Annotated in this window: 19 protein-coding genes and 2 pseudogenes; 8 read left to right on the forward strand and 13 right to left on the reverse strand. The window is 65.0% G+C overall.

Annotated elements, in window-relative coordinates:
- Nucleotides 1-34: 34 nt before the first annotated feature.
- The 4 genes from AC5Y21_RS22770 to AC5Y21_RS22785 all read right to left on the reverse strand — a co-directional run bounded on the left by AC5Y21_RS22770 (nt 35) and on the right by AC5Y21_RS22785 (nt 5,031).
- Nucleotides 35-808 carry a class II aldolase/adducin family protein gene (locus AC5Y21_RS22770; RefSeq protein ID WP_499915780.1) on the reverse strand — a complete coding sequence of 258 codons (774 nt, stop codon included), beginning with the start codon at nt 806-808 and terminating at the stop codon, nt 35-37.
- Nucleotides 795-2,417, reverse strand: a complete 1,623-nt coding sequence (locus AC5Y21_RS22775) for a class I adenylate-forming enzyme family protein (protein ID WP_499915782.1) — start codon at nt 2,415-2,417, stop codon at nt 795-797. Before AC5Y21_RS22775 ends, AC5Y21_RS22770 begins: the two co-directional genes overlap by 14 nt.
- Nucleotides 2,418-2,515: 98 nt before the next feature.
- Complete coding sequence (locus AC5Y21_RS22780; protein WP_499915784.1) at nt 2,516-3,919, reverse strand: fatty acid desaturase family protein; 1,404 nt, start codon at nt 3,917-3,919, stop codon at nt 2,516-2,518.
- Nucleotides 3,920-3,933: 14 nt separating this feature from the next.
- A complete protein-coding gene (locus tag AC5Y21_RS22785) occupies nt 3,934-5,031 on the reverse strand; it encodes a ferredoxin reductase (RefSeq protein WP_499915786.1) in 1,098 nt (365 codons plus the stop codon).
- Between the two features lie 230 nt (nt 5,032-5,261).
- On the opposite strand from AC5Y21_RS22785, the gene AC5Y21_RS22790 reads away from it, so the two are divergent.
- On the forward strand, nt 5,262-6,185 hold the full coding sequence (locus AC5Y21_RS22790; RefSeq protein WP_499915788.1) for a DMT family transporter: 924 nt from the start codon (nt 5,262-5,264) through the stop codon (nt 6,183-6,185).
- Here AC5Y21_RS22790 and fadD1 read toward each other — a convergent pair.
- The 9 genes and pseudogenes from fadD1 to AC5Y21_RS22835 all read right to left on the reverse strand — a co-directional run bounded on the left by fadD1 (nt 6,154) and on the right by AC5Y21_RS22835 (nt 15,330).
- Entirely contained in the window at nt 6,154-7,746 is a 1,593-nt protein-coding gene (gene fadD1 / locus AC5Y21_RS22795; RefSeq protein ID WP_499915790.1) for a fatty-acid--CoA ligase FadD1, read from the reverse strand. The two genes, AC5Y21_RS22790 and fadD1, sit on opposite strands and share 32 nt — an antisense overlap.
- Before the next feature lie 41 nt (nt 7,747-7,787).
- Entirely contained in the window at nt 7,788-9,380 is a 1,593-nt protein-coding gene (locus AC5Y21_RS22800) for a flavin-containing monooxygenase (protein WP_499915792.1), read from the reverse strand.
- Nucleotides 9,377-10,351: an alpha/beta hydrolase gene (locus AC5Y21_RS22805; RefSeq protein ID WP_499915794.1), complete on the reverse strand. Its 975-nt coding sequence runs from the start codon at nt 10,349-10,351 to the stop codon at nt 9,377-9,379. The genes AC5Y21_RS22800 and AC5Y21_RS22805 overlap by 4 nt, the downstream gene beginning before the upstream one ends.
- Complete coding sequence (locus AC5Y21_RS22810) at nt 10,348-10,776, reverse strand: Zn-ribbon domain-containing OB-fold protein (RefSeq protein ID WP_499915796.1); 429 nt, start codon at nt 10,774-10,776, stop codon at nt 10,348-10,350. The genes AC5Y21_RS22805 and AC5Y21_RS22810 overlap by 4 nt, the downstream gene beginning before the upstream one ends.
- 2 nt (nt 10,777-10,778) lie before the next feature.
- Nucleotides 10,779-11,981: a thiolase family protein gene (locus AC5Y21_RS22815; RefSeq protein ID WP_499915798.1), complete on the reverse strand. Its 1,203-nt coding sequence runs from the start codon at nt 11,979-11,981 to the stop codon at nt 10,779-10,781.
- A complete protein-coding gene (locus AC5Y21_RS22820; RefSeq protein WP_499915800.1) occupies nt 11,978-12,421 on the reverse strand; it encodes a MaoC/PaaZ C-terminal domain-containing protein in 444 nt (147 codons plus the stop codon). The genes AC5Y21_RS22815 and AC5Y21_RS22820 overlap by 4 nt, the downstream gene beginning before the upstream one ends.
- Before the next feature lie 111 nt (nt 12,422-12,532).
- Complete coding sequence (locus AC5Y21_RS22825) at nt 12,533-13,033, reverse strand: MaoC family dehydratase (RefSeq protein ID WP_499915802.1); 501 nt, start codon at nt 13,031-13,033, stop codon at nt 12,533-12,535.
- Nucleotides 13,026-14,138 (reverse strand): acyl-CoA dehydrogenase family protein, encoded by a 1,113-nt coding sequence (locus AC5Y21_RS22830; RefSeq protein ID WP_499915804.1) that lies wholly within the window; start codon nt 14,136-14,138, stop codon nt 13,026-13,028. Before AC5Y21_RS22830 ends, AC5Y21_RS22825 begins: the two co-directional genes overlap by 8 nt.
- 15 nt (nt 14,139-14,153) lie before the next feature.
- Nucleotides 14,154-15,330 (reverse strand): annotated as a pseudogene (locus AC5Y21_RS22835) (acyl-CoA dehydrogenase family protein).
- A 132-nt stretch (nt 15,331-15,462) separates the two neighbouring features.
- Between AC5Y21_RS22835 and AC5Y21_RS22840 the strand changes: the two are divergent.
- The 7 genes and pseudogenes from AC5Y21_RS22840 (at nt 15,463) to AC5Y21_RS22870 (ending at nt 21,553) form a co-directional block, all read left to right on the forward strand.
- Nucleotides 15,463-16,338, forward strand: a complete 876-nt coding sequence (locus AC5Y21_RS22840) for an NYN domain-containing protein (protein WP_499915806.1) — start codon at nt 15,463-15,465, stop codon at nt 16,336-16,338.
- Nucleotides 16,339-16,382: 44 nt separating this feature from the next.
- The gene (locus AC5Y21_RS22845; protein WP_499915808.1) at nt 16,383-17,006 is read left to right on the forward strand and encodes a cutinase family protein; all 624 of its coding nucleotides are present in this window, start codon (nt 16,383-16,385) and stop codon (nt 17,004-17,006) included.
- Nucleotides 17,006-17,823, forward strand: a pseudogene (locus AC5Y21_RS22850) (SDR family NAD(P)-dependent oxidoreductase). Before AC5Y21_RS22845 ends, AC5Y21_RS22850 begins: the two are co-directional and overlap by 1 nt.
- A gap of 111 nt (nt 17,824-17,934) precedes the next feature.
- Complete coding sequence (locus AC5Y21_RS22855) at nt 17,935-18,825, forward strand: M48 family metallopeptidase (protein WP_499915810.1); 891 nt, start codon at nt 17,935-17,937, stop codon at nt 18,823-18,825.
- Between the two features lie 164 nt (nt 18,826-18,989).
- Nucleotides 18,990-19,883 carry an alpha/beta fold hydrolase gene (locus AC5Y21_RS22860; protein ID WP_499915812.1) on the forward strand — a complete coding sequence of 298 codons (894 nt, stop codon included), beginning with the start codon at nt 18,990-18,992 and terminating at the stop codon, nt 19,881-19,883.
- A 33-nt stretch (nt 19,884-19,916) separates the two neighbouring features.
- Entirely contained in the window at nt 19,917-20,819 is a 903-nt protein-coding gene (locus AC5Y21_RS22865) for an alpha/beta fold hydrolase (RefSeq protein WP_499915814.1), read from the forward strand.
- Nucleotides 20,820-20,941: 122 nt separating this feature from the next.
- The gene (locus AC5Y21_RS22870) at nt 20,942-21,553 is read left to right on the forward strand and encodes a TetR family transcriptional regulator (protein ID WP_499915817.1); all 612 of its coding nucleotides are present in this window, start codon (nt 20,942-20,944) and stop codon (nt 21,551-21,553) included.
- Nucleotides 21,554-21,645: the final 92 nt, after the last annotated feature.

Consider the following 21,645-nt stretch of genomic DNA (forward strand, 5'->3'; position numbering starts at 1 on the left):
GGAGAATTGGGGTGCTTTTGCGTCTTTTGGCGGTTCAGGTGAGTACATCGGGATCGGCTTTGATGGTCATGCGGGCTGCCCCCGCCCAATACACGTCGGCGGCCCGTTCAATCAGCGATCGTTGCATCCCGGCCATGTCCGACCAGTTCATCTGTACCGGCTCCTGACCGGTCAGCATGATGTCATAGGCCAGCTTGCACACCCGCTCGATCGATGCGGCCCGATAGACGGCTTCGGGCAGATTGCGGCCGGTCGCGATGACGCCGTGGTTGGCCAGAACAGTGAGGTTGGCGCTTCCGATGCGGGCCGCGAGTTCGGCCGCGCGGGAGGCGCTGTCGATTTCGCCGTCGTAGGTGTCGACCAGGCACAGGTCGTCCAGGAACAGCGAACCGGTCTGATGCACCAGTTCGGGCAGCCTGCCCAGCGCCGCGAGCACGCATACGTAGTACGGGTGGTTGTGGATAACGACGCGGGCGTCATCGCGCACCCGATGCAATTCGGTGCGAATGTGAATGGCCGGCGTGACATCCCAACGACCACGGGCCACCCGCGCGTCGGTGTCCACCACGCAGATGTCGGACGCGGTGAGTTCGGCCCACCACAGCCCCCACGGATTGACGAGCATCTCTGTTTGGCCGTGGGGCTGCCAGGTGATATGTCCGGCCATATTCTCGGCAAAGCCGATCGCGGCGAGGTGGCGGAAGGCCACGGCGAGGGCTTGCTCGTTGGACAGCTCGACCCCGATCGGGGGGACCACCGATGGCGCCCACACCTCGAGGCCGCCTCGACGTGCGTTAGGTGCGTTCATGATTGGCCTCCATTCTGGTCCGGATGTCTTCCCGAAGCTTGCCTTTGGCGACCTTGCCGCCGGACGATCGGGGCAGTTCGTCGACCACGATGAGTCGCTCGGGGAGCAGTTCCTTGGAAACGCCCAGCGTCAACAAATGCTCGACGAGCTCAGGCAGATCGATTGTGTGCGAATCGACGAGTTCGGTATAGACGCAGACCTTTTCGCCGAACACCGGGTCGGGCATCGCGACCGCGGCGGCCACCGCGATCGCAGGGTGGGTCGTGACGGCGTCCTCAACCTGTGCGGCGCTGATGTTCTTCCCGCCCCGCAGGATGAAATCCGACGTTCGGCCCGTGACGCTCAGATAGCCGTCGGCGTCGATTTGGCAGATATCGCCCATGCGCATCCATCCGTCGCGGGTGAACAACTCGTCGTGGTCGGTGCCGCCGAGGTAGCCGAGGCTGGTCGCGGGGCCTCGGCACGCGGGTTGGCCTCGCCCCGTCGCGGTGACGTCGCGGTCGCCCTCGAAGAGCCGGACCGACATTTCCGCCACGATCCGGCCGGCCGTACCCAGGCGGCGTTGGCGGGAGTCGTCCAGCGTGGTAGCACTGAGCATTCCGGTCTCGTTCGAGCCGTAGAACTGCAGAATCTTGGCGCCGGTGAGGTCTTCGAACTCGGCGGCGGGCCGAAACGGCAACGCCTCGCCGCCTGCGAAGACGACACGCAACGAACTCAGGTCGTAGTCGCGGGAAGCGTTGTCGGCCATCAACATCGTCAATTGCGTACTGACACAGCACAACACTGTGACCGCATGCCGGGCGATGGCTTCGCAGGCCGCCCTCGCCGTGAACCGGTCCAGGATCACCGCGGTCGCACCGAGGTAGATCGGGGTGGTGTGGCTGGTCCAGATTCCGAAACCGAACGGCATTGGTATCACCGGCAAGAATATGTCGTCGGACGTCAGTAGCCCGTTGGCGACCGCCTTCTGGTGGAAGTAGAACCAACGGTTCTGGGTGTGCACGACGCACTTGGGCTGTCCTGTGGTGCCGGAGGTGGAGTTGATCAGGAAGGCGTCGTCGGGCCCGAGTTGCGACTCGGGTGCCAGCACCCCGGGCTCGGCACCGGTGTTAAGGCGCAGCGCGCCCGCGTCCTGACCCAGGACCAGCAATGGCAGCCCGAAATCGGCGGCCACCTCCGCTGCCGGACCACTGCGCTGCTGATCGCTGATCACGATTTTGGGCTGCGAACTGTGCAGGATCGCCGCCGCCTCGCGGATGCCGGCGCGGGCACCAATGCCGACGACGCCAACGCCGCAGCGCTCGACCGCGACGAACAGCGCATGGATCGCCGCGGAGTCACCATGCCACACCGCTACCCGGTCGCCACGCGACACTCCGATGCCGGTCAGCTGCTCGGCCACACTGGTTGCTGCACAGTCGAATTCACGCCAAGTCAGCCGCGCGCCGGGTTGGTCGACATAGGCCGGCCGGTAGGGTGAGCGGGCCGCGTTGGCGCGGACCGCAGCCGACAGCGTGAGGTCGGACCACCAGCCCTGCGCTCGATACCGGGCCGCGTCTTCGGCAGTGAATGCGGGCGATCCCAGGGTCTCCAGCCCACTCCCGCTCATCACCAGATCATAGGCAAAGCACCGCGCGGCGCAGCGGGAAGTAAAGCTACTGCTAGTTATACGGCGCCGTCTGACGGCCGAATCTGCAGAAACGCAGGTCAATCCTTGCCGCGTGGCGGCGGCTGCACTTCGACACCGCTGGACTCGTGCTCCGGACCGGCGGACGGGTGTTCGGCCGGGACGCGGTCACGGAACCGCTGCCCTTCACCCGGGTCCTTTGGTCCCGAGTGCCGGTCGTCGCCGCGGTACGGGCCGGGTTTCGGCCGTGGCTTCCCACCCGGGAAGGCCAATCGAAAGATGCTGCGGTGCACCGTGTACCACTGCTTCGAAAACCTTCCGGAGTTGTACGGCAGTTCGTAGCGCTCGCAGATCTCCTTGATTTTCGGAGCGATCTCTGAGTATCGACTGCTCGGCATGTCGGGATACAGATGATGCTCAACTTGGTAACCCAGGTTGCCGCTGATGACGTGGAACAACGGGCTGCCTTCGATGTTGGCCGCGCCAACCAATTGGCGCAGATACCAGTCGCCGCGCGTCTCGTTTTCGACTTCCGGCTCGGTGAACGTGTAGGTCTGATCGGGAAAATGGCCGCAGAAGATGATGGCGTGTGCCCACACGTTACGAATGATGTTGGCCACTGCGTCGGCGGCCAAGGTGCGCAGATAGGTGCTTTCCACGCCCGGCAACGTGCGGTCGAGAAATGTCGCCGTGGCGCCGACCCGGCCTTTGCTCGATATTTTGCGGAGCCGCCGGCCGATGCGCGACTCCGCTGGCTGATCAAGCCGGCCGCGCGAGGCCAGTTGCACTAGTGCAAACGCGCCGGCACTGATGACCGGCCAGCCAACGTAATCCTTGATGATCTGTGAGCGTGCCTTTACGCCGATTCCTTTCAGGTCCTTCCGCACCTCCGACCACGGTTTCTCGCCGGCGCGAATGGCTTCGATGTCCATGTCGTGGACGGCCACGCCCCACTCGAACAGCGCCGTGAGCAGCAAGTTGTACAGCGGCTGGAACAAATATCCCCAGCGCCATTGCTGATTGGGATCGATCCGCATGATCTCGTAGCCGAGGTCTTTATCCTTGCCCAGGATATTGGTGTAGGTGTGGTGGATGTAGTTGTGCGAATGCTTCCACGCCTCGGCGGTAGATGCGGTGTCCCAATCCCACACCGACGAGTGGATATCAGGGTCGTTCATCCAGTCCCATTGGCCGTGCATCACATTGTGGCCGATCTCCATGTTCTCCAGGATCTTGGCCATACCCAGACACGCCGTCCCGAGAACCCACGCGGTTTTAGATCGCGACCCCAGCAGTAGCACACGGCCGGCGACAACAATTTGCCGCTGTACCGAAATGACCATCTTGATGTACCGGCGATCGCGTTCGCCAAGATCAGCGAACACTTCGTCATGAATCGCGTCGAGTTCCTTGGCGAGCTTTTCCCGTTCTTGTTCGCCTAGGTGGGCGAGCGGGCTTTCCCGGCTCTGCAGAGTGCTGGTCACCGTGGCTCCTTTCGTCACAGTTCGAGTTCGACGTCACCTTCGGCGGTGTTGATACAGATCCGTACGTCCTGCCCGGTAGGTTCGATGACGTCACCGGAGCGCAGGTCACGCAGCTTGCCCGACTTCAGCGTGCCAACGCAGGTGTGGCAGATTCCGATTCGACAGCCGTAGGCAAGATTTAGGCCGGCTTGTTCGCCCGTCTCCAAAATCGATGTGCCACCATCGCATTCGGCGGTCTTATCGCTGTCGAGAAAGTGGACCTCGCCGCCTTCGCCAGCCGCGCCGTCACCGCCGATCTTCGGCTGGAACCGCTCGAAATGCAGGCGATCCGGATCGCCATTGCTTTCCCAGTGCTCGATCAGCGCGTCGAGCATTTCAGTCGGACCGGAGCAGAAGGCTTCGCGTTCGCGCCAGTCCGGACAGACGTCGTCCAGGTCACCCGGCGAGAGGCGACCCCGCTCCGATGTGAGTCGCAGATCAAGCCGCATTCCTTCGTGTCGTCCGTCGAGGTCTTCGAGGACCGGCAGAAACATCACCTGTTCGCGCGTGCGGGCGGAATGAATGACCACGACGTCGCCCAGCTCGCCACGATGATCGAGGCTGCGCAGCATGCTCATGATCGGCGTGATGCCGCTTCCGGCGCTGATGAACAGCATCTTGGACGGCAACGGTTCGGGCAGCGTGAACACGCCTTCTATTTCGCCGAGCCGAACCAGATCGCCGGGCTGGATTTTTTGCACCAGGTACGGCGAGACCACACCGCCGTCCACCTTCTTTGGCGTCACGCTGATCAAACCGTCTTCGGGCGACGGATCCGACGTCAGCGAATACGCCCGCCAGTGGTAGACACCGTCGATAACGACTCCGAGGCGCACGTACTGACCGGGCTTGTGACCAGGCCATTCATATCCCGGGCGAATCAAAACACTCGCCGCTTCGGACCCTTGCGGATCGACCCGGTCGACCTTGCCGCGCAACTCCTTCGTCGTCCAGAGCGGGTTGATCATCTCCAGGTAATCGTCGGGCTGCAGCGGGCTGAACAGCCGCCGCACCGCTCGTAGGAACAACCTACGACCGCGCGGGACTTCGGGCGGGGCTCCACGTTCAGCCATAGTCGACACAGTACACAACCGTTCACTGACTTCAAATAAGAGATGGAACCAAGTGGTGTACAGCGCTATACAACGCTATGCAGCAGGAATCGGAGCGCACAGATGTTCACTGACCTGATATTGGCTGGACTGCCCACGGTCGTTGCGCTCGTCCACCTGACTTGCCCATCTTCGACCAGCCCAAACATCGAGCGACGTGCTCTCCACAGCGGCGGGGCTATCGTCGTCGCATGCTCGTCGGCTTTCTGCTCGCTTTGGGCTGCTCGGTGTGTTATGGCGCTGCAACGGTGATGCAGGCTGCCGGGACGCGGTCGGTGGAAGCCGGTAGCAAATCGGGCGTCGACGCTGTGCTGCTATGGCGGGCCGTTCGGCAGTGGCGATTCATGGCCGGCATTGGTCTTGACGGGGTTGGGTTTCTGCTGCAGGTGCTGGCACTGCGCTTGGTACCGATCTATGTCGTTGCCGCGGCGCTCGCGGCCTCGATCGCAGTCACCGGCGTCGTGTCCGCATGGGTGCTTGCGGCACGACTGTCGCCAACTGAGTGGACCGCCGTCGGCGTGGTCTGCGTGAGCCTGGCCGTGCTCGCTCTCGCCGCTGGACCGGGCCACTTTCGGCGCGCCCCAGCCGGACTCGGCTGGGCGTTGTTGGGCGTGGTCGCTGCAGTACTCTTCGCGGGTGCGGTAGCTGGTCGATTGAGTGACCGTCCGCGCGCACTTGCTCTGGGGCTCGGCGCAGGGAGCGGATTCGGTGTCGTGGAGATCGGGGTGCGTTTGATCGACGTGGTCAATCCCACCAAAATCGAGTTTTACCAAAACCCCGCCCTTTACGCGGCGGCAGCAGGCGGGGCCGCAGGATTCCTGTTACTCACCTCTGCACTACAACGCGGGTCTGTGACAACCACCGTGGCCGCCATGGTTGTCGGTGAAACGATCGCCCCTGCCCTGGTCGGGGTGGTGTGGTTGGGTGACAGCGCCCGCGACGGCCTCGGCTGGGTGGTCGTCGCGGGATTTGTGATAGCAGTTTTGGCAACACTGGTACTGGCCCGCTTCGGCGAAGCACCCAGCTCTGCCAAAACAGTTAGTCCGCCGCCTAATTCGGCAGGCGGCCGCGGCGGCGGTGCGGCTACGGGCCCGCACTCTCGACCGTCGGGCTAAAGGTAGTGCCGCGGGCGGGGCGCGTCCACAACGTGCCGCCCTCCGCGCTGACTCCGGCGTCGATCAGCCGACGTTTGAGGATCTTGTTGGTAGCTGTCGCCGGCAGGTCTTCGTTGATGCGCACATGGCGCGGCCACGCTTTCGGCGACAAATCCGGTTGAGCAGCAAGAAATTTCTCGAATTCGGCTGGCTCTAACCGCGTTCCGCTGCGGAGCACCAGGGCCGCCATCGCCTGGTCGCCGACCCTGTCGTCGGGCACGGCATAGACCGCGACCTGGCTGACTTGCGGCAGGCGTTCCAAAATTCGCTCGATCGGCGCCGCGGCCAGGTTCTCGCCATCCACCCGCATCCAGTCCGCGGTGCGGCCGGCAAGATAGATCCAGCCGCCTGCGTCGCGGTAGGCCAGGTCGCCCGACCAGTACATGCCGTGCCGCATCCGCTCGGCCGTCGCGTTCGGGTCGTTGTAGTAACCGGTGAACGGTCCCGCGCCGCTGGTGTTGACGAGTTCGCCGACGGCATCCTCGAAATTGGTCAGCGCTCCGTGTTCGTCGAACCGCGCGACGGCGCATTCCGTGAGGGTCGCCGGGTTGTAGATGCTCACTCCCGGGTAGGGCTTGCCGATCGACCCCGGCGGTGCGCCGTCTTCTCGGACGACGATCACCGCGAACTCGCTGGAGCCGAAACTGTCCACCACGCGGCAACCGAATCGCCTTGCGAATTCGGTGATATCGCGATCTGTTGCCTCGTTGCCGAATGCCATCCGCAGCGTCGTGTCGGCATCGTCGGGACGTTCGGGGGTGTCCAGGATCAACGCGAGGGGCTTGCCGACGTAGTTCATATACGTCACCCGGTAGCGGCGCACGTCGTCGAGGAAACGCGACGGCGAGAACCGGGCCGGGACCATCGTGGCGCCGCTTCCGACGGCCACTGCCCACCCTGCCGCCACGCCGTTGGAATGACACAACGGCATCGACAGGTAGCAGACGTCGTCGGCGGTGACGTCGTACTGGTAGATCAGGCTGGCCCCGCACATGACAGCCATCCCGTGCGCGAACCGCACAGCCTTGGGATCACCACTGGTGCCCGAGGTGAAGATCATCATCAGGGTGTCGGCAGCGGCGACCTCTCGGTGCGCAACCAGCGGTGGCGCCGCGGCCACCGCTTCGGCGTAACGTGTCTCGTTCACCTCGAGCACCCGAATGTCGCTGAGATCCAGGCCATTCAGCAATGGCAGGTGTTCGGCGTCGACGAGCAGGAGTTGACAGTCGGAGCGCCGGATGTCGGTGAGCAGACCGGCTCCGCGGCGGGTGGTGTTGATGCCGCACAGCACGTACCCGCCCAGCGCCGCGGCGGCCATGGCGCGAAGCATCGCGGGCGAATTGGAGAGCAGGGCGCCGACGTGGAGTGGACGTGTCGCGTCGGCGAGTCCGATCAGCGCGGCCGCTTCGGCTTCTGCCTCTGCGAGATGTTCGCGCCAGGTCCAGGTCCGCTCGCCGTAGACCATCGCGGGAGTGTCGTCGTGTCTGCGCTGTCGCAGTAGCTGCTGAACGGTCTCCGGCACTGTCTCGCTTTCTGGGGTGTTCGGATCCTAGAAAATGCCGTTCACCGGGTCGTCAGCACCAGGCCGGCATAGTCGCGACGGGCCACGTCATCGCAGTGCCGGCGATAGGTGCCGAACCCTCCCGCGTAAGGCATGAAGTTACGTTTCTTGCCTTCGATATTGGCGCCCAGATACCACGACGATGCCGCCTTGGGAAACAAGGTTCGTTCGGCAGCCGCGCCCACATGGTCGGTCCATTCCCGGGCGGCATCGAGGCGTGGTTCGACCTCGCTCACCCCGATTCGACGGGCCGTCAGAACCAGGTTGATGGCCCAGTCGACCTGAACCTCGGCGTGCAGCACCATATTCGCGAGCACGGAGGGTGCACCTGGACCGCTGATGGTGAACAAATTCGGCAGCCCGGGCACCATCAGTCCGAGAAACGTCAACGGGCCGTCGGCCCAGGTATCGGATAGCCGCTCTCCCCCGGGCCCGCTGGGGTCGATGCGGGTCAGCGCGCCGGTCATGGCGTCAAACCCGGTGGCAAAGACCAGTACATCGCAGGGATATGTGGCGGCTGTGGTCCGTACACCGTCGGCGGTGATCGCGTCGATCGGCTCGCGGCGCAGGTTCACTAGCCGGACGTTGTCACGGTTGAAGGTGGCGTAGTAACCGGCATCCGTGCAAATCCGTTTGGTGCCGATCGGGTGGTCGACCGGGATGAGATCGGCTGCTACAAGCGGATCATCGACGATTTCGCGGATCCGCTGCTCGGCGAACTCCCGGGCAATGTCGTTGGCCGCCAAGTCGCTGTTCTGGTCGGGGAAGGTTTTGGCGAACAGCACTCCGCCCTCTCGCCAGCGCCGCCAAAGGGCGCGGTCCCGCTCCTGTGGTTCGGTGTCGACGGCGTTCTTGTGGTGGGTGCCGTGCGGCGTGCCCGCCGCCGCGTACGCCGAGATTCGCCGGCGTTCGGGATATTCCGCCTGGATCTGCCGTTGCTCCTCGGCCGACCACGGACGGTTGGGCATCGGAATGCTGTAGTTCGCCGATCGCTGGAAGACGACCAGCGTCTCGGCTTGCCTGGCGATGATCGGAATCACTTGGATGCCAGACGAACCCGTGCCGATAACGCCGACGCGCTTTCCGTCCAGGTCGGGATCCTGCCGTGGCCAGGCGGCCGTGAAGTACGCGTCTCCGGTGTAATCGTCGACGCCGGGGATGTCCGGGCGATTCAGGGCCGACAGGCAGCCGGTTGCGCAGAACAGGAACTGTGCGACGTAGGTCTCGCCGGCCGCGGTGCGAACATGCCAGCGTCCGGCGTTCTGGTCGAACTCGGCGGCGACGACGTCGCAACCGAACTGATAGTGGCGGCGTAGGTCGTACCGCTCGGCGACGTGACGCAGATAGGCCAGGATCTCCGGTTGAGCGGCGAACCGTTCGCTCCACAGCCAGCTCTGCTGCAGCGCTTCGTCGAATGAGTAAGAGTAGTCGACACTTTCGACGTCGCAGCGCGCGCCGGGATAGCGGTTCCAGTACCAGGTGCCACCCACATCGGGCGCCGCCTCGAGGCCGGTCACCGAAAGGCCCGCCGCCACCGCTCGATGCACGGCGTAGAGACCGGCGAACCCTGCGCCGATGACGATGACGTCGGTCATGTTCGGCCGCTCGGATACAGCAGCTGTCGCAGGTCGCGGCAGACCAGCCGCAGCGCCGATGTCGCCGCGGCGAAGGATTGGATTGTCATGAAACCGTGAAATAATCCAGAGAAATCCCGGTGTACGACGCGCACCCCTGCGCTGCGCAATCGCCTTGCGTAGCCGCACCCTTCGCTATGCAGCGGATCCAGGCCGGCGGTGACGATCACTGCCGGCGGCAGGCCTGCAAGCGACTCTGCTCGGGACGGTGCCACCAGATACGGTGGTTCGAAACACGCTGTGCCACCGAGGTATTGATGCCAGTACCACATCATCGCGGCGCGGGTGTTGACGTATCCGGTCGCATAGCGTTGGTAGCTCTCGGTCTCGAATGAGGGGTCGATCACGGGGTAGATGAGCACCTGCGCGATGGGCGCGGTGACTTCCCGTTCGCGGCAGAGAATGGCGGTGACCGCGGCGAGATTCCCGCCGGCGCTGTCGCCGGCGATCGCGGTCCGCGTCGGGTCGAGGCCCAATTCGCCGGCGTGTTCTATCACCCAGCAGAACGCCGCGAAAGCGTCGAGCGCGGCCGCCGGCGCAGGATGTTCGGGGGCAAGCCGGTAGTCGACCGATACCACGACCGCTTGGCTGCCACGAGCCAGAGCCCGACAGAATCCGTCGTGCGATTCGATGCCACAGAAAACAAATCCGCCACCGTGGCAATACACGATCCCGGGCCGGCTTTCCGGTGACTCGCCGTGTGGGTAGTAGATCCGCACCGGGATGGCACCGGCGGGGCCTGGAATCGTGCGGTCGACGGTGCTGTGAACGTCGTCCAAGTTGCTGACGGGCAGGCGTCGCTGGGCGATGGCGGCGCGGGCCTGCGGGCCGGTCATGTCCTCGACACGAGGAAATCCGGCGTCCAGGTCACGCAACATTGCCTGCACGGCCTCGTCCATGTGGGCCTCCGTCCGCACCATTGCGCCGGTCATGCCGGACGGTACTTCAGTAGGGTGATTCCGGCATCGGGCAGATCGTAGAACACCGGCCGCACCCGCATTCCGATCCGGATACCGCCGTGGTCCATGGGGTCTTCGAGGTTTACGCCGACCAATTCGGTGCTGACCTTGGGCCCGGCATCCCACTGCACCACCGCAAGTAGCTGCGGCACCGCGTCGGCCCATGACGGCGCGGTGGGCCGACGCGCGATGGTGAACGTATACAGCGTTCCCGCACCGTCGATTTCGCGCCATTCCAGGTCGTCGGCCAGCGTCCCCGGCGCCAGGGTGCGCGGATAGAACACGTAGCGTTGCAGCGAAGGTGAGTACTGCACCAGTATCCGGTGCTGCGCCAGGCCGTCCCAGAAGGGACGCGACACCGGCGTCGGCTCGGGGAGAGGACGAGGTTCTGTTGGCATGCCTAGTCTCCCCGCATCAGCAGCGCCACCTGCTCGCTCATGATGCCGCCGTTGCCGGTCACGAACGCGGTGTGGCAGTCCGGCACCTGCGCCTGCCCGGCCCGGCCCATGATCTGCCTGGCGCCGTCGACGACGTGATGCATGCCGCCGGCCATCCCCGCCTGACCGAAGGATAGCTGCCCTCCGGCCGTGTTGAGCGGAAAGTCGCCCCGGTAGGTCAGGTCGTGCTCGGTAACCCACGACATGCCTTCGCCTTTGGCGCAGAAGCCGGCGTCTTCCAGGCTCATCAGCACGGTGATGGTGTAGCAGTCGTAGATCGAGGCAACGTCGACATCGGATCGGCTCAACCCCGACATCGCGAACGCCCGGTCCGCGGCCCGCGCGATCGGAGTGCGCAGCAGATCGTCGGCGTAGGTCGGTGTTTTGAAGGCGATGTGCTCGCCGAAGCCGGTGATCCAGACCGGGCGATGACGGCCGCGTCGCGCGATGTCGCCATTGGCGATCAGGACGCCGACTCCCCCGTGCACCCGCATCACCGTTTCCAGCATGTGGATCGGGTCGGCGATCATCGGGCTGGCGAGGACGTCATCGACGGTGATCGGCGTGCCGTAGAAGACCGCGCCCGGATGCGCGCACGCATTGGTGCGCTGATCGACAGCGATCTTGGCGACCGCCGCCGGGTCATAGCCGAACTCTGCCGCGTAGCGCTGCGCGATCTGCGCGTACGGCGCGTTCTGACCCACGTTGCCGTATGGGATCTCGAACTCGGCTTGCGGCGACCCATAGTTGTTTGACGATGCCCCAAACCAATTCGGAGCTGCGGGCGGCGCGTTTCCGGATGTGGGCAGGGCCGCGGATCCGGGGACCACGGCCAATACCGCGTCGCAGATGCCGAGTTCGACGGCGACAGCGGCCCTCCACACCATTCCCGCTGACGTTGCTCCGCCGAGGTCAACTCGCTCACCGAAATCCAAAGCGAGCCCGAGATATTCACACAGCGTCGCCGGCGCGAACATCGTCGATTCGGCGATTCCGTGGGTCAGCAGCCCGTTGATGCATGCGGGATCGACGCCGGCGTCCTCGACGACCATCTTCGACAGCAACGCGTATTGGTCGAGGGTGAACATCGGCGGCCGACTCGGACGGCGTTCTGCGGGCAGTTCCGCGATGCCGACGATGGCCGCCTCGCCACGCAGACCGGTCATGACGGCGTCCGGCGCCGCGGCAGCCGGACCGTCGCCGTGCCCGGCATCAGCACGGTGGAGTAGCGTCGGCCGGCGATATCGAGATCGAGCAGTCCGGCATCGTCGTCGGCGATGCGCTTGCCGGTAATCGTTCCACCGAAGATGAGCGGTTGGCCCGGATATGCGACCGCGCGGTTCTGCACCGAGAAGGACACCAGGCGGCCGCGTCCGCCAATCCAGTCGCCGATTGCACGGGCCAGCAAGGCCGCCTGAAGTGGGCCTTGGACCAACACGCCGTCGTAGCCTTCGTTTTCAGCCCACTCTTTGTCGTAGTGAATCCGGTGGCCGTTGTAGGTAGCGGCGCTGAAGAAGAACATCTGGGTTTCGTCCACGGTCACGTTCAGTTCGGGAATCTGCTCGCCCACATTGACGTCCTCAAAAAACACCTGCACGCCGCTCATAGCGCCACTCCTCCTCATCGCTTCGCTCTGCATCGTCGTCGGCGCGGCTCATAGCGCCACTCCTCCTCATCGCTTCACTCTGCATCGTCGTCGGCGCGGCTCATAGCATTCCTACGGCCGGGCGATCATCGACGTCGACGCTTCCGCGACCAGGTCGCGGTGCTGGTTGCGATACACCGTGTGCCAGGTGACCAGGACGAATCTGCCTGAGCGGCCTTGCTTCTCAACGATTGACTCAATGGTGCGGACCATGTCGATCTGGTCTTGGTGATAAGCCGGCAGGTGAAAGCTGAAGCTTTCGCCGCCGGCCATCCGTTTGGGGGCGCGTGGAAATGCGAGACTGCCCGAGACCGCGCCGGAGGAACCGTCGGGGCGCAATCCCTCCAGACGGGTGACACCGAGCACGGCGTATTGCAGAAACAGCGGCGGGCATATGACGTCCCGAAAGCCGTTAGCCCGGGCATAATCCGGATCAAACCACAGCGGGTTGTGGTCGCCGACCGCCGCGGCCCAGCGCTGCCAATCTCGTCGGTTCACCTCACCTGTCGCGGATGCGGCGACGGTGCCCACTCGTGACGCCGACTCAGCGTCGATCAAGGACTGCTCACTCATCAACGCATTCCTCCAGCCATGCTGCGGCGACGTCGGCTCCGCCACCGAGTGTCGAGCCGATGCGCGCCCGTTCGGTCCACAAATGCAGATCGGTCTCGGTCACGTAGCCGATCCCACCGTGCAGTTGATGGGCATCGAGGGTTATCAGCCTGGCGGCGGTCGCCGCGTGCATGCGCGCGATCGCAGTTTCCCTGGTCGCTGTCCGGCCGCGCGCTATCCAGAAAACCGCCGAGTGGGCGGCCAATCGCGCTGCGGCCAAAGCGATGTGCATGTTGGCGACCAGATGCTGGGCCGCCTGGAAGGACGCGATGGGCCGACCGAACTGATAGCGCAGTTTGGTGTAGTCGACCGTGCGGTCCAACACGGCCTGACCGACTCCGACCAGGTCGAGTGACCCCAATGCCACCGCGGTGTTAGCCAGGCGGCGCAGCGCAGACGGCGCAACATCTTCGTCGACAAGCGCGTCGGAGCCGACAACTACATCGTCGAACCGCGCGGTAAATGCCCGATACCCACCGGCCATGGCGAGCGGTTTGGTGTCCACGCCGGCCGTGCGCGTGTCAACGACGAAGACCAACGTGCCCGCGGGTGCTTCAGCGGAAACCACGATCAGGTCGGCGACGTCGGCATCGGCGACATAATCGGCGGTTCCGCTCAGCCGCCAGCCACCGGCCGAGACGGGTTCGGCGTGCAGCACGGCCGAGACGTCGGCGGCGTCGCGGGCGCTCCACAGTGCCGTCGTGCCGCGAGCATTCCCGGTTGCCAGCGCCGGCAGCCACGCAGCGCGGACAGCCGGGGTACCGAGTTGGTCGATGGCCAGCGCGGCCTGCACGGTGCTGTGTACGTTCGTCGGGCACAGCGCACGACCGGCCTCGGTGTAGAAGACGGCGAGATCGTCAAGTGAGCCACCGGAGCCGCCGTACTCCTCGGCGATTGCAAGCCCGAACACACCGGCGTCAGCGAGCGCCTTCGACAGCGCCGGAGTGCTTGGGGCGGCGCCGGGTTCATTCAGCGCCCGAACCAGACTCACCGGGCACTCCGCCGATAGCAGTGCGCGCAAACTCGAGCCGAACTCGCGTTGCTCAGCGGTCGGTATGGCTTTCATGCGTTTCCTGAGGGGTTAGCGTCCATACGAAGGCATTCCATGGCCGCGCTGGGCAATGATGTCGCGTAACACCTCGTTGGTGCCTCCGCCGAACCGCATCAACGGCGCCGCCCGGTAAAGCCGTTCGAACTTGCCGGCCAGCGGCGCGTCTGCGCTGCGATGCGCCAGTAAGCCGTCCGGGCCGAGTAGATCGAGGGCCAGATCGGCGATGCGCTGGCGTAGTTCACTGGTGAAGACCTTCTCGACGCTGACTTCGACGGTTGGGATCATGCCGCTGTCGAGTATCGATGCCGCCTCATAGCCCATCAGCACGGCCGCTTCCACGTCGGCTTCGGCCTGTGCCAGGCGGCGGCGAAGTACCGCGCTGTGAGCGGGCACCGTACCGTCGCGCCGCGGATGCAGGGCAAGCTCACGCAAGTCCTCGACCGCGGCGCAGATCGCCGGCATTGGTCAGCGCTCCACGTTCCAGATCGAGCGCGCCGGTGATGTATGTCCAGCCCCGGTTGACCTCGCCTATCAGGTTGGTCAGCGGGACCCGTACGTCGCGAAAATGCACCTCGTTGGTGCGATAGCCCGACCATGCGTACAGCGGGCGGATCTCCACACCGGGGCTGTCGATCGGGACGACGATCACCGAGATTCCGCGATGGCGCGCGCTGCCCGGATCGGTGCGCACGCAAAGCCACTCGTGGGTGGCGCGCTGGGCTCCGCTGTTCCAGATCTTGGTGCCGCTGATCACCCATTCCTGGCCATCGCGTGTCGCGCGGGTGCGCAGGCCGGCCAGATCGGTTCCGGCTTCAGGTTCGGAATAGCCTACCGCGCAAATCATTTCGCCTCTAGCGATCAGCGGCAGCCATTCGGTTTTGTTCTGCTCGGTGCCGTGCCGCATGATCATCGGCGCCACCGAGGTAACCGTCAGATCAGGCCCGGGCACACCCCAATATTCGAATTCACTCATCAGCAGGTGCTGATATACGGCGCCGAGCCCGAGACCGCCGTATTCGCGCGGCCAGTTCAGCCCGAACCAGCCTTTCGAACCGATCTTGCGGCGAAAGCGTGTTACTTCACCATGGGGAAGCTCCAGATCATGCTGGGCGAGTTCGGCCCGCAATTCCGCGGTGACGTTGGCCTGAAGAAACTCGCGGACCTCGGCCAACCAGGCACGCTGCCCGGCGTCGAGTTCGAAATCCATTCGGGCCCCTTTGCCGCTGATGGCGGGCGAGCTTGCAATCGGAGAAAGATCGCCGCAGTTGCAAACCCTACTTTCTTCAATCCATTCGACAGAAGCTTGATGAAGTCCGGCGATGAGGCGCACGATGACCGAATGACCGAATCCGGCGCGACCCGCGTGGCGGTCTACTTCGATTTCGACAACATCGTGATCTCGCACTACGACCAGGTACACGGTCGCAACGCCTTCCAGCGGGACAAGGCGAAAGGACTGGAGAACGAGCGGCTGGAAATGGCGACCGTCGACCTCGGGGCCGTCATGGATTTCGCGTCCTCGTTCGGGACCCTGGTACTCACCCGTGCGTACGCGGACTGGTCTGCCGACGTCAATGCCCGGTACCACCGCCAGCTCGTGGGCCGCGCGGTGGATCTCGTGCAACTGTTTCCGGCGGCCGCCTACGGCAAAAACGGGGCTGACATCCGCCTGGCCGTGGACGCTGTCGAGGACATGTTTCGGCTGCCCGACCTGACGCACGTGGTGATTGTCGGCGGCGACTCGGACTACATCGCCCTCGCCCAGCGCTGCAAACGGCTCGGCCGCTACGTCGTCGGAATCGGGGTGGCCGGGGCCAGCAGCCAGTCGCTGGCCGCCGCTTGCGACGAGTTCGTCACCTACGACACGCTGCCCGGGATTCCCACCGTCGGCGCGCCGGCGCGCCAGTCCAGGAAACGCGGTCGACACGCGAGCACCACAGAGCCCGACGACGAGCCGTCACCCGACCCGCAAGCCGCTGCCACCGGCCTGCTCGAGCGCGCACTCCGGATAGGTCAGCAAAAAGAGGATGCCGACTGGCTGCACAACTCGGTGGTCAAGGCCCAGATGAAACGGATGGACCCGTCATTCAGCGAGAAGTCGCTGGGGTTCAAGTCGTTCAGCGATTTTCTGCGCTCCCGCAACGACATCGTCGACCTCGATGAGAGCAGCACGACGCGTCTGGTGCGCTTGCACAGCGATGGGGACAGCCGGTGACCACAGATTCTCGTCGGCGAGTGTTCCAGCTCTCCGTCCTTACGATGCTCGCGACAACCGTGGCGACACTGCTCGGCGGACCCGTTCAGGTCGCATCCGCCCAGGCGTGCCCCGACGTCGAGGTGGTGTTCGCCCGCGGCACCGGCGAGGCGCCCGGCGTTGGCGGGGTCGGACAGGCCTTCGTCGATGCGGTGCGCGGGCGCGCGGGCGGGAGATCGGTCGCCGAGTATGGCGTCAACTACCCCGCCAGCGGCGCCTTCGGCAGCCCCGGTTTCCGCGGCGGCTACAACGCCGGGATCGGCGACGAACGCGGCCACATCCAATCTATGGCGGCCAACTGCCCCAACACGAGAATGATCATCGGCGGCTACTCCCAGGGCGCTGCCGTGACAGGCAACATGACGTCGGCCGGCGTATCGGCGGATGGGGCAAACCACGTCGCAGCGGTCGCGCTCTTCGGTAAGCCGTCGGCGAATTGGCTGCGCACCTTCGGTGCGCCGCCGGTTGTCATCGGTCCGCAGTTTGCGGGCAAGACCATCGACTTGTGCGCTGCCGGCGACAGCATCTGCGACGGTGCTCCCGGCGGGCCACCGAACGCTGCGCACGGCGCGTATCCGGTCAACGGCATGGTCGGTCAGGCCGCGGATTTCGCCGTCGGTCGATTGTGATGACGACCGATGAGCTGCTGGCCGACCGGGTCGCGGTGGTGACGGGCGGTGGAGGCGGCATCGGTGCAGCGACCGCGCGACTGTTCGCCGGGCACGGGGCCCACGTGATCGTCGCGGAAATCGACACCAAGCGCGGGCAGGCGATCGCCGACGAGATCGGCGGATCGGCCGTGGCCGTCGATGTCCGGGAGGCCGACCAGGTCAGCGCCCTGGCGCATACCGTGCTGGACCGCCACGGCGGGTGGATGTGCTGGTCAACAACGTGGGCCACTGGCTGCGGCATCCCGGCAACTTCGTCGACACCGACCCACAGCTGTGGGATGAGCTCTACCGGATGAATCTGCATCACGTCTTCCTGGTGACCCGCGCGTTCCTGCCGGCGATGGTCAGCCGACGGGCGGGAGCGATCGTCAACGTCTCCTCCGTCGAAGGGCTGCGCGGCTACCCGGAAGATCCGGTCTACGCCGCGTTCAAAGCGGCCGTCATCCACTTCACTCGCAGCCTCGCCGTCCAGGTGGGTCGCGACGGGGTGCGGGTCAACGCGATCGGCCCGGACGTCACCGAGTCGCTGCAGGTGCCGTACTCGCAGTGGCTGTCTCCCGACGAGCAAGCGCAGTGGCCGCAATGGGTTCCGGTCGGACGGATGGGACTACCGGAGGACCAGGCTCGGGTGATCTTGTTCCTGGCCTCCGACTTGTCGGGGTTCGTCACCGGCCACACGATCCCGACCGACGGCGGTACCGGCGCCGCCGGCGGCTGGTTCCGCTCGTCGCGCCGATCCGATCGGGAATGGACGAATCGGCCCGTCGCGCCGTGACCCGGCGTCCGGGCTCCAAGAATCTTTAGAGAATCCCTCCAGACCCGCCTTGGACCGTGAAGTCGCCCGGAGTGACCGGGGCTAGACGACATCACAGGAGTCCGAGCACTCATGGCTACCGTGCAATTGACAGGGAACCAGTACCCGCCCCCGCCCGCCTGGCACCAACCCAACCGCCACCCCTGGGAGATCGGCCTTCTCGTCCTGGTCATTGCGAGCAGCGTGGTGCTCTATCTGGTCGCGTTGGCCGTCGTGATGGCCGGCACAGTGAGCGCGGTGTGGCTCTCTATTCTGGCCACTCCGCTGGTGTTGTTCCTGATGCGCGGCCTGACCTTCGGCAGGCAGCGGGTGAACGGCGTGAAAATGTCGTCCACTCAGTTCCCCGAGGGCTACTGGCTCGTCGTCGAGGCGGCCCAGCGGTTCGGGCTCGCGGAGGTACCCGACGCCTACGTCGTGCTGGGCAACGGCAAGATCAATGCCTTCGCGAGTGGACACGGCTTTCGCCGGTACGTGGTCGTGTACAGCGATCTGTTCGAGATCGGCGGTAAGGCGCGCGATCCCGAGGCGCTGGCATTCGTCATCGGCCACGAGGTAGGTCATATCGCCGCCGGCCACGCGTCCTACTGGCGCCAGTTGAGCCAGCTGGCGATGAAGATCCCGTTCCTCGGTAAGACTTTGTCGCGGTCGATGGAATACACCGCAGACAACTACGGGTACGCGTTGCGCCCTGCCGGCGCTGCCCGGGCCATCGGCGTGCTCAGCGCAGGAAAATACCTGCTTAGGTCGGTCGACTTCGACGCCATGGCCGACCGGGCCACGACGGAGACCGGATTTTTCGTCTGGCTGGCCAATATGTGCAACTCGCATCCGGTGAACACCTGGCGCGCGGCAGCGCTGCGCAACCGCGCCATCGCGGGCTCGTTGTTCTTCCGGCCGAAACCACTGGTACCGATGCTGCCGCCGCCGGCCGCCGGGCCCGACCAAACGGCCTGGATGCGCTGATCACCGAGATCAATCCACTGCCACCTCAAGGGCGGCGCAGAGGGCGCGCATTCGATCATCGGCAAGCCGTACGAGGCGGCTGACCAAAAAGGGTTGACCGCGGAACGGAGTGGCATCGGGGTGGTCGATAGAGCGTCAGCCGGGCAGCACTTACGATCCCATCAGTGACCGAGACTTCCGAGACTCCGGCGACACCCGAATTGTTCTCGACCTACGGGCCGGGCGGCGTTCGCATTGTCTGCGATCGTCTGGGCGATCCCGCGGCGCGTGCCGTGGTGTTCCTGCACGGGGGCGGGCAGACCCGTCGCTCCTGGGGTCGGGCCGCTGCCGCCGTTGCCGAGCGCGGCTGGCAGGCGGTCACCGTGGACTTGCGGGGTCACGGTGAATCGGACTGGTCGAGTGACGGCGACTACCGCGTGGTGAGCTTCGCCCGCGACGTCCAGGAAGTGCTGCACCAGCTACCGACCAGGCCGGTACTGGTCGGCGCCTCCCTGGGTGGGTTCACCTCGATGCTGCTCGCGGGTGAGCTATCGCCCGGTATCGCCAGCGCGGTGGTGCTGGTCGACATCGTCCCCAACATGGACCCGTCCGGGGCGAGCCGGATTCACGCATTCATGGCCGACCGGGTGGCGTCGGGTTTCGACTCGCTGGACGAGGTCGCCGACATGATCGCCGAATACAACCCGCATCGGCCCCGCCCCACCGATCTCGACGGCCTGCGCACCAACCTGCGCCGCCGCGGTGATCGCTGGTACTGGCACTGGGATCCGCAATTCATCAGTGGCACTTCGCCTTTCCCTCCACTCGAGGTGACTGACACCGACCGCATGCACGCCGCCGTAGACGCGATTCTGCGCAACGGCGTGCCCGTGCTTTTGGTGCGAGGTCAGATGAGTGACCTGGTCAGCCAGGAGCGGGCCGACGACTTCCTTTCCCGGTTCCCCCAGGTCGAGTTCGTCGATGTCCGCGGCGCGGGTCACATGGTCGCGGGCGACCGCAACGACATCTTCGCCCAGGCCGTCCTGGACTTCCTGTCCCGCCATGCGGACGTCGGCTGACCTAGTCGGAAGCGGCGTGGCAGGGTGGCATCCGTGACCAACACTCCTGGACGGACCGCCCGGGCCGCCTCGAACACCTGGGTCGAGCAGGATCTTCGTGAAATCAGCACTCCGGCTGGCGTTTTGCGCTACTACGATTGCGGGCCCGATTCCGGAGAACCAGCGGTGTTGCTGTTCCTGCACGGCTCCGGTCCCGGTGTCACCGGCTGGCGCAACTTCCGCGGCATAGTGCCGACGTTCGCCGAGCGCTTCCGTTGTCTGGTCTTGGAATTCCCCGGCTTTGGTGTCAGCGACGACTTCGGCGGCCACCCGATGGTCACCGCCCAACGCGCCGTGGTGCCGTTCCTGGACGCGCTGGGTGTAGACCGGGTCAGCATCGTCGGTAACTCGATGGGCGGCGGCGTGGGAATCAACTTCGCCATCCGCAATCTGGGCCGCATCGATCGCCTGGTGACGATCGGCGGCGTCGGCACCAACATCTTCAGTCCCAGTCCCAGCGAAGGCATCCGGCTGCTGCAGGAATTCACCGAGGACCCCACCCGGCAACGACTCGTCGACTGGCTCAAATCGATGGTCTACGACCAGTCCCTGGTCACCGACGAATTGATCGAAGAACGTTGGCAACTGGCCACTGATCCAGAGACATTGGCCGCCGCGCGCCGCATGTACGGAAAGGCAGCATTCGCCGCGATGACATCGGCAATGGAGGCCGCCGACGGCCCGATGCCGTGGGCCATGATGCACAAGGTGGCCGCTCCCACCCTGCTGACGTGGGGCCGCGACGACCGGGTGAGCCCGCCCGACATGGCGCTTCTTCCGATGCGCACCATTCCCAACGCGGAATTCCACGTATTCCCGAAATGCGGGCACTGGGCAATGATCGAGGCCAAGGCCGCGTTCGAAAGTACCGTTTTGGCTTTCCTGTTACGGGAGTAGGACGTGCACCTGTCCGCGCGAGAAGACGCAAAAGCGCCCCATTTTCGGCCGAAATGGGTGCTTTTGCGTCTGCTCGGCCTATGTGGCGAGCGGAGCGGACAGTCCGTGCAACGATGAATGCCATGGCGAATCAGATCGGTCTTCGTGAGCGCCGTCGCCGTCAGACCAGCGCGGACATTCGCGGCGCCGCGGTACACCTGGCGCAGGAACGCGAATGGGACAAGATCACCATCGAGGACATCTGCGTCGAAGCCGGGATTTCGACGCGCACGTTCTTCAACTATTTCCCGAACAAAGAGGCCGCGATCGCTTACGGTCCGTCAGACCTACCGGCCGAGCTGGCCGCCGAGTTCGTCGCGGCCGGTCCGGCCCCCTATTCGGTGGTGCTGGCCGAGCTGATCACCCTGGCGGCGCACCATCTCCGCGACATGCCCCCGGAGCGGGAGCAGGCCGTCTGCATGCTGGATCTGGCGAAGACCACCCCCGCGGTTTTGGCGGCATTTCTGGCCGATTTGGAGCGGTTTCAGACTCACTTGACCGACATCGTGGCCCGGCGGCAGGGTATGCGGTCCGACGCCGAGATACCTGCCCTGATCTCTGCGTTAGCATTGACGGCCGTACGTTCCGGCATCGAGCGCTGGTCCAGCGGCGATCCGGAGGAGACCGACGACACGCCGATGCCTTACGTCGAACGCGCCGCCGCCCTGGTCAACAGCATTTTTACCCAGCGATGACGTGACCGCCGACACATAAACTTGCGTACTCTGCAAAATATGCAGATCATGTATCCATGCTCCGGTGGCGGTATTCGACAATGCCGCGCCAA

The sequence above is a fragment of the Mycobacterium sp. NGS41 genome, from assembly GCF_059812725.1.

Bases quoted from the DNA above. Each gene is read 5' to 3' on its own strand.
- AC5Y21_RS22810 (WP_499915796.1), bottom strand. From the start codon at position 10,776: ATGCCAACAGAACCTCGTCCTCTCCCCGAGCCGACGCCGGTGTCGCGT.
- AC5Y21_RS22840 (WP_499915806.1), top strand. From the start codon at position 15,463: ATGACCGAATCCGGCGCGACCCGCGTGGCGGTCTACTTCGATTTCGAC.
- AC5Y21_RS22785 (WP_499915786.1), bottom strand. From the start codon at position 5,031: ATGGCTGAACGTGGAGCCCCGCCCGAAGTCCCGCGCGGTCGTAGGTTG.
- AC5Y21_RS22820 (WP_499915800.1), bottom strand. From the start codon at position 12,421: ATGAGCGGCGTGCAGGTGTTTTTTGAGGACGTCAATGTGGGCGAGCAG.
- AC5Y21_RS22855 (WP_499915810.1), top strand. From the start codon at position 17,935: ATGGCTACCGTGCAATTGACAGGGAACCAGTACCCGCCCCCGCCCGCC.
- AC5Y21_RS22805 (WP_499915794.1), bottom strand. From the start codon at position 10,351: ATGACCGGCGCAATGGTGCGGACGGAGGCCCACATGGACGAGGCCGTG.
- AC5Y21_RS22800 (WP_499915792.1), bottom strand. From the start codon at position 9,380: ATGACCGACGTCATCGTCATCGGCGCAGGGTTCGCCGGTCTCTACGCC.
- AC5Y21_RS22830 (WP_499915804.1), bottom strand. From the start codon at position 14,138: ATGAAAGCCATACCGACCGCTGAGCAACGCGAGTTCGGCTCGAGTTTG.
- AC5Y21_RS22815 (WP_499915798.1), bottom strand. From the start codon at position 11,981: ATGACCGGTCTGCGTGGCGAGGCGGCCATCGTCGGCATCGCGGAACTG.
- AC5Y21_RS22870 (WP_499915817.1), top strand. From the start codon at position 20,942: ATGGCGAATCAGATCGGTCTTCGTGAGCGCCGTCGCCGTCAGACCAGC.
- AC5Y21_RS22775 (WP_499915782.1), bottom strand. From the start codon at position 2,417: ATGAGCGGGAGTGGGCTGGAGACCCTGGGATCGCCCGCATTCACTGCC.
- AC5Y21_RS22845 (WP_499915808.1), top strand. From the start codon at position 16,383: ATGCTCGCGACAACCGTGGCGACACTGCTCGGCGGACCCGTTCAGGTC.
- AC5Y21_RS22825 (WP_499915802.1), bottom strand. From the start codon at position 13,033: ATGAGTGAGCAGTCCTTGATCGACGCTGAGTCGGCGTCACGAGTGGGC.
- AC5Y21_RS22770 (WP_499915780.1), bottom strand. From the start codon at position 808: ATGAACGCACCTAACGCACGTCGAGGCGGCCTCGAGGTGTGGGCGCCA.
- AC5Y21_RS22790 (WP_499915788.1), top strand. From the start codon at position 5,262: ATGCTCGTCGGCTTTCTGCTCGCTTTGGGCTGCTCGGTGTGTTATGGC.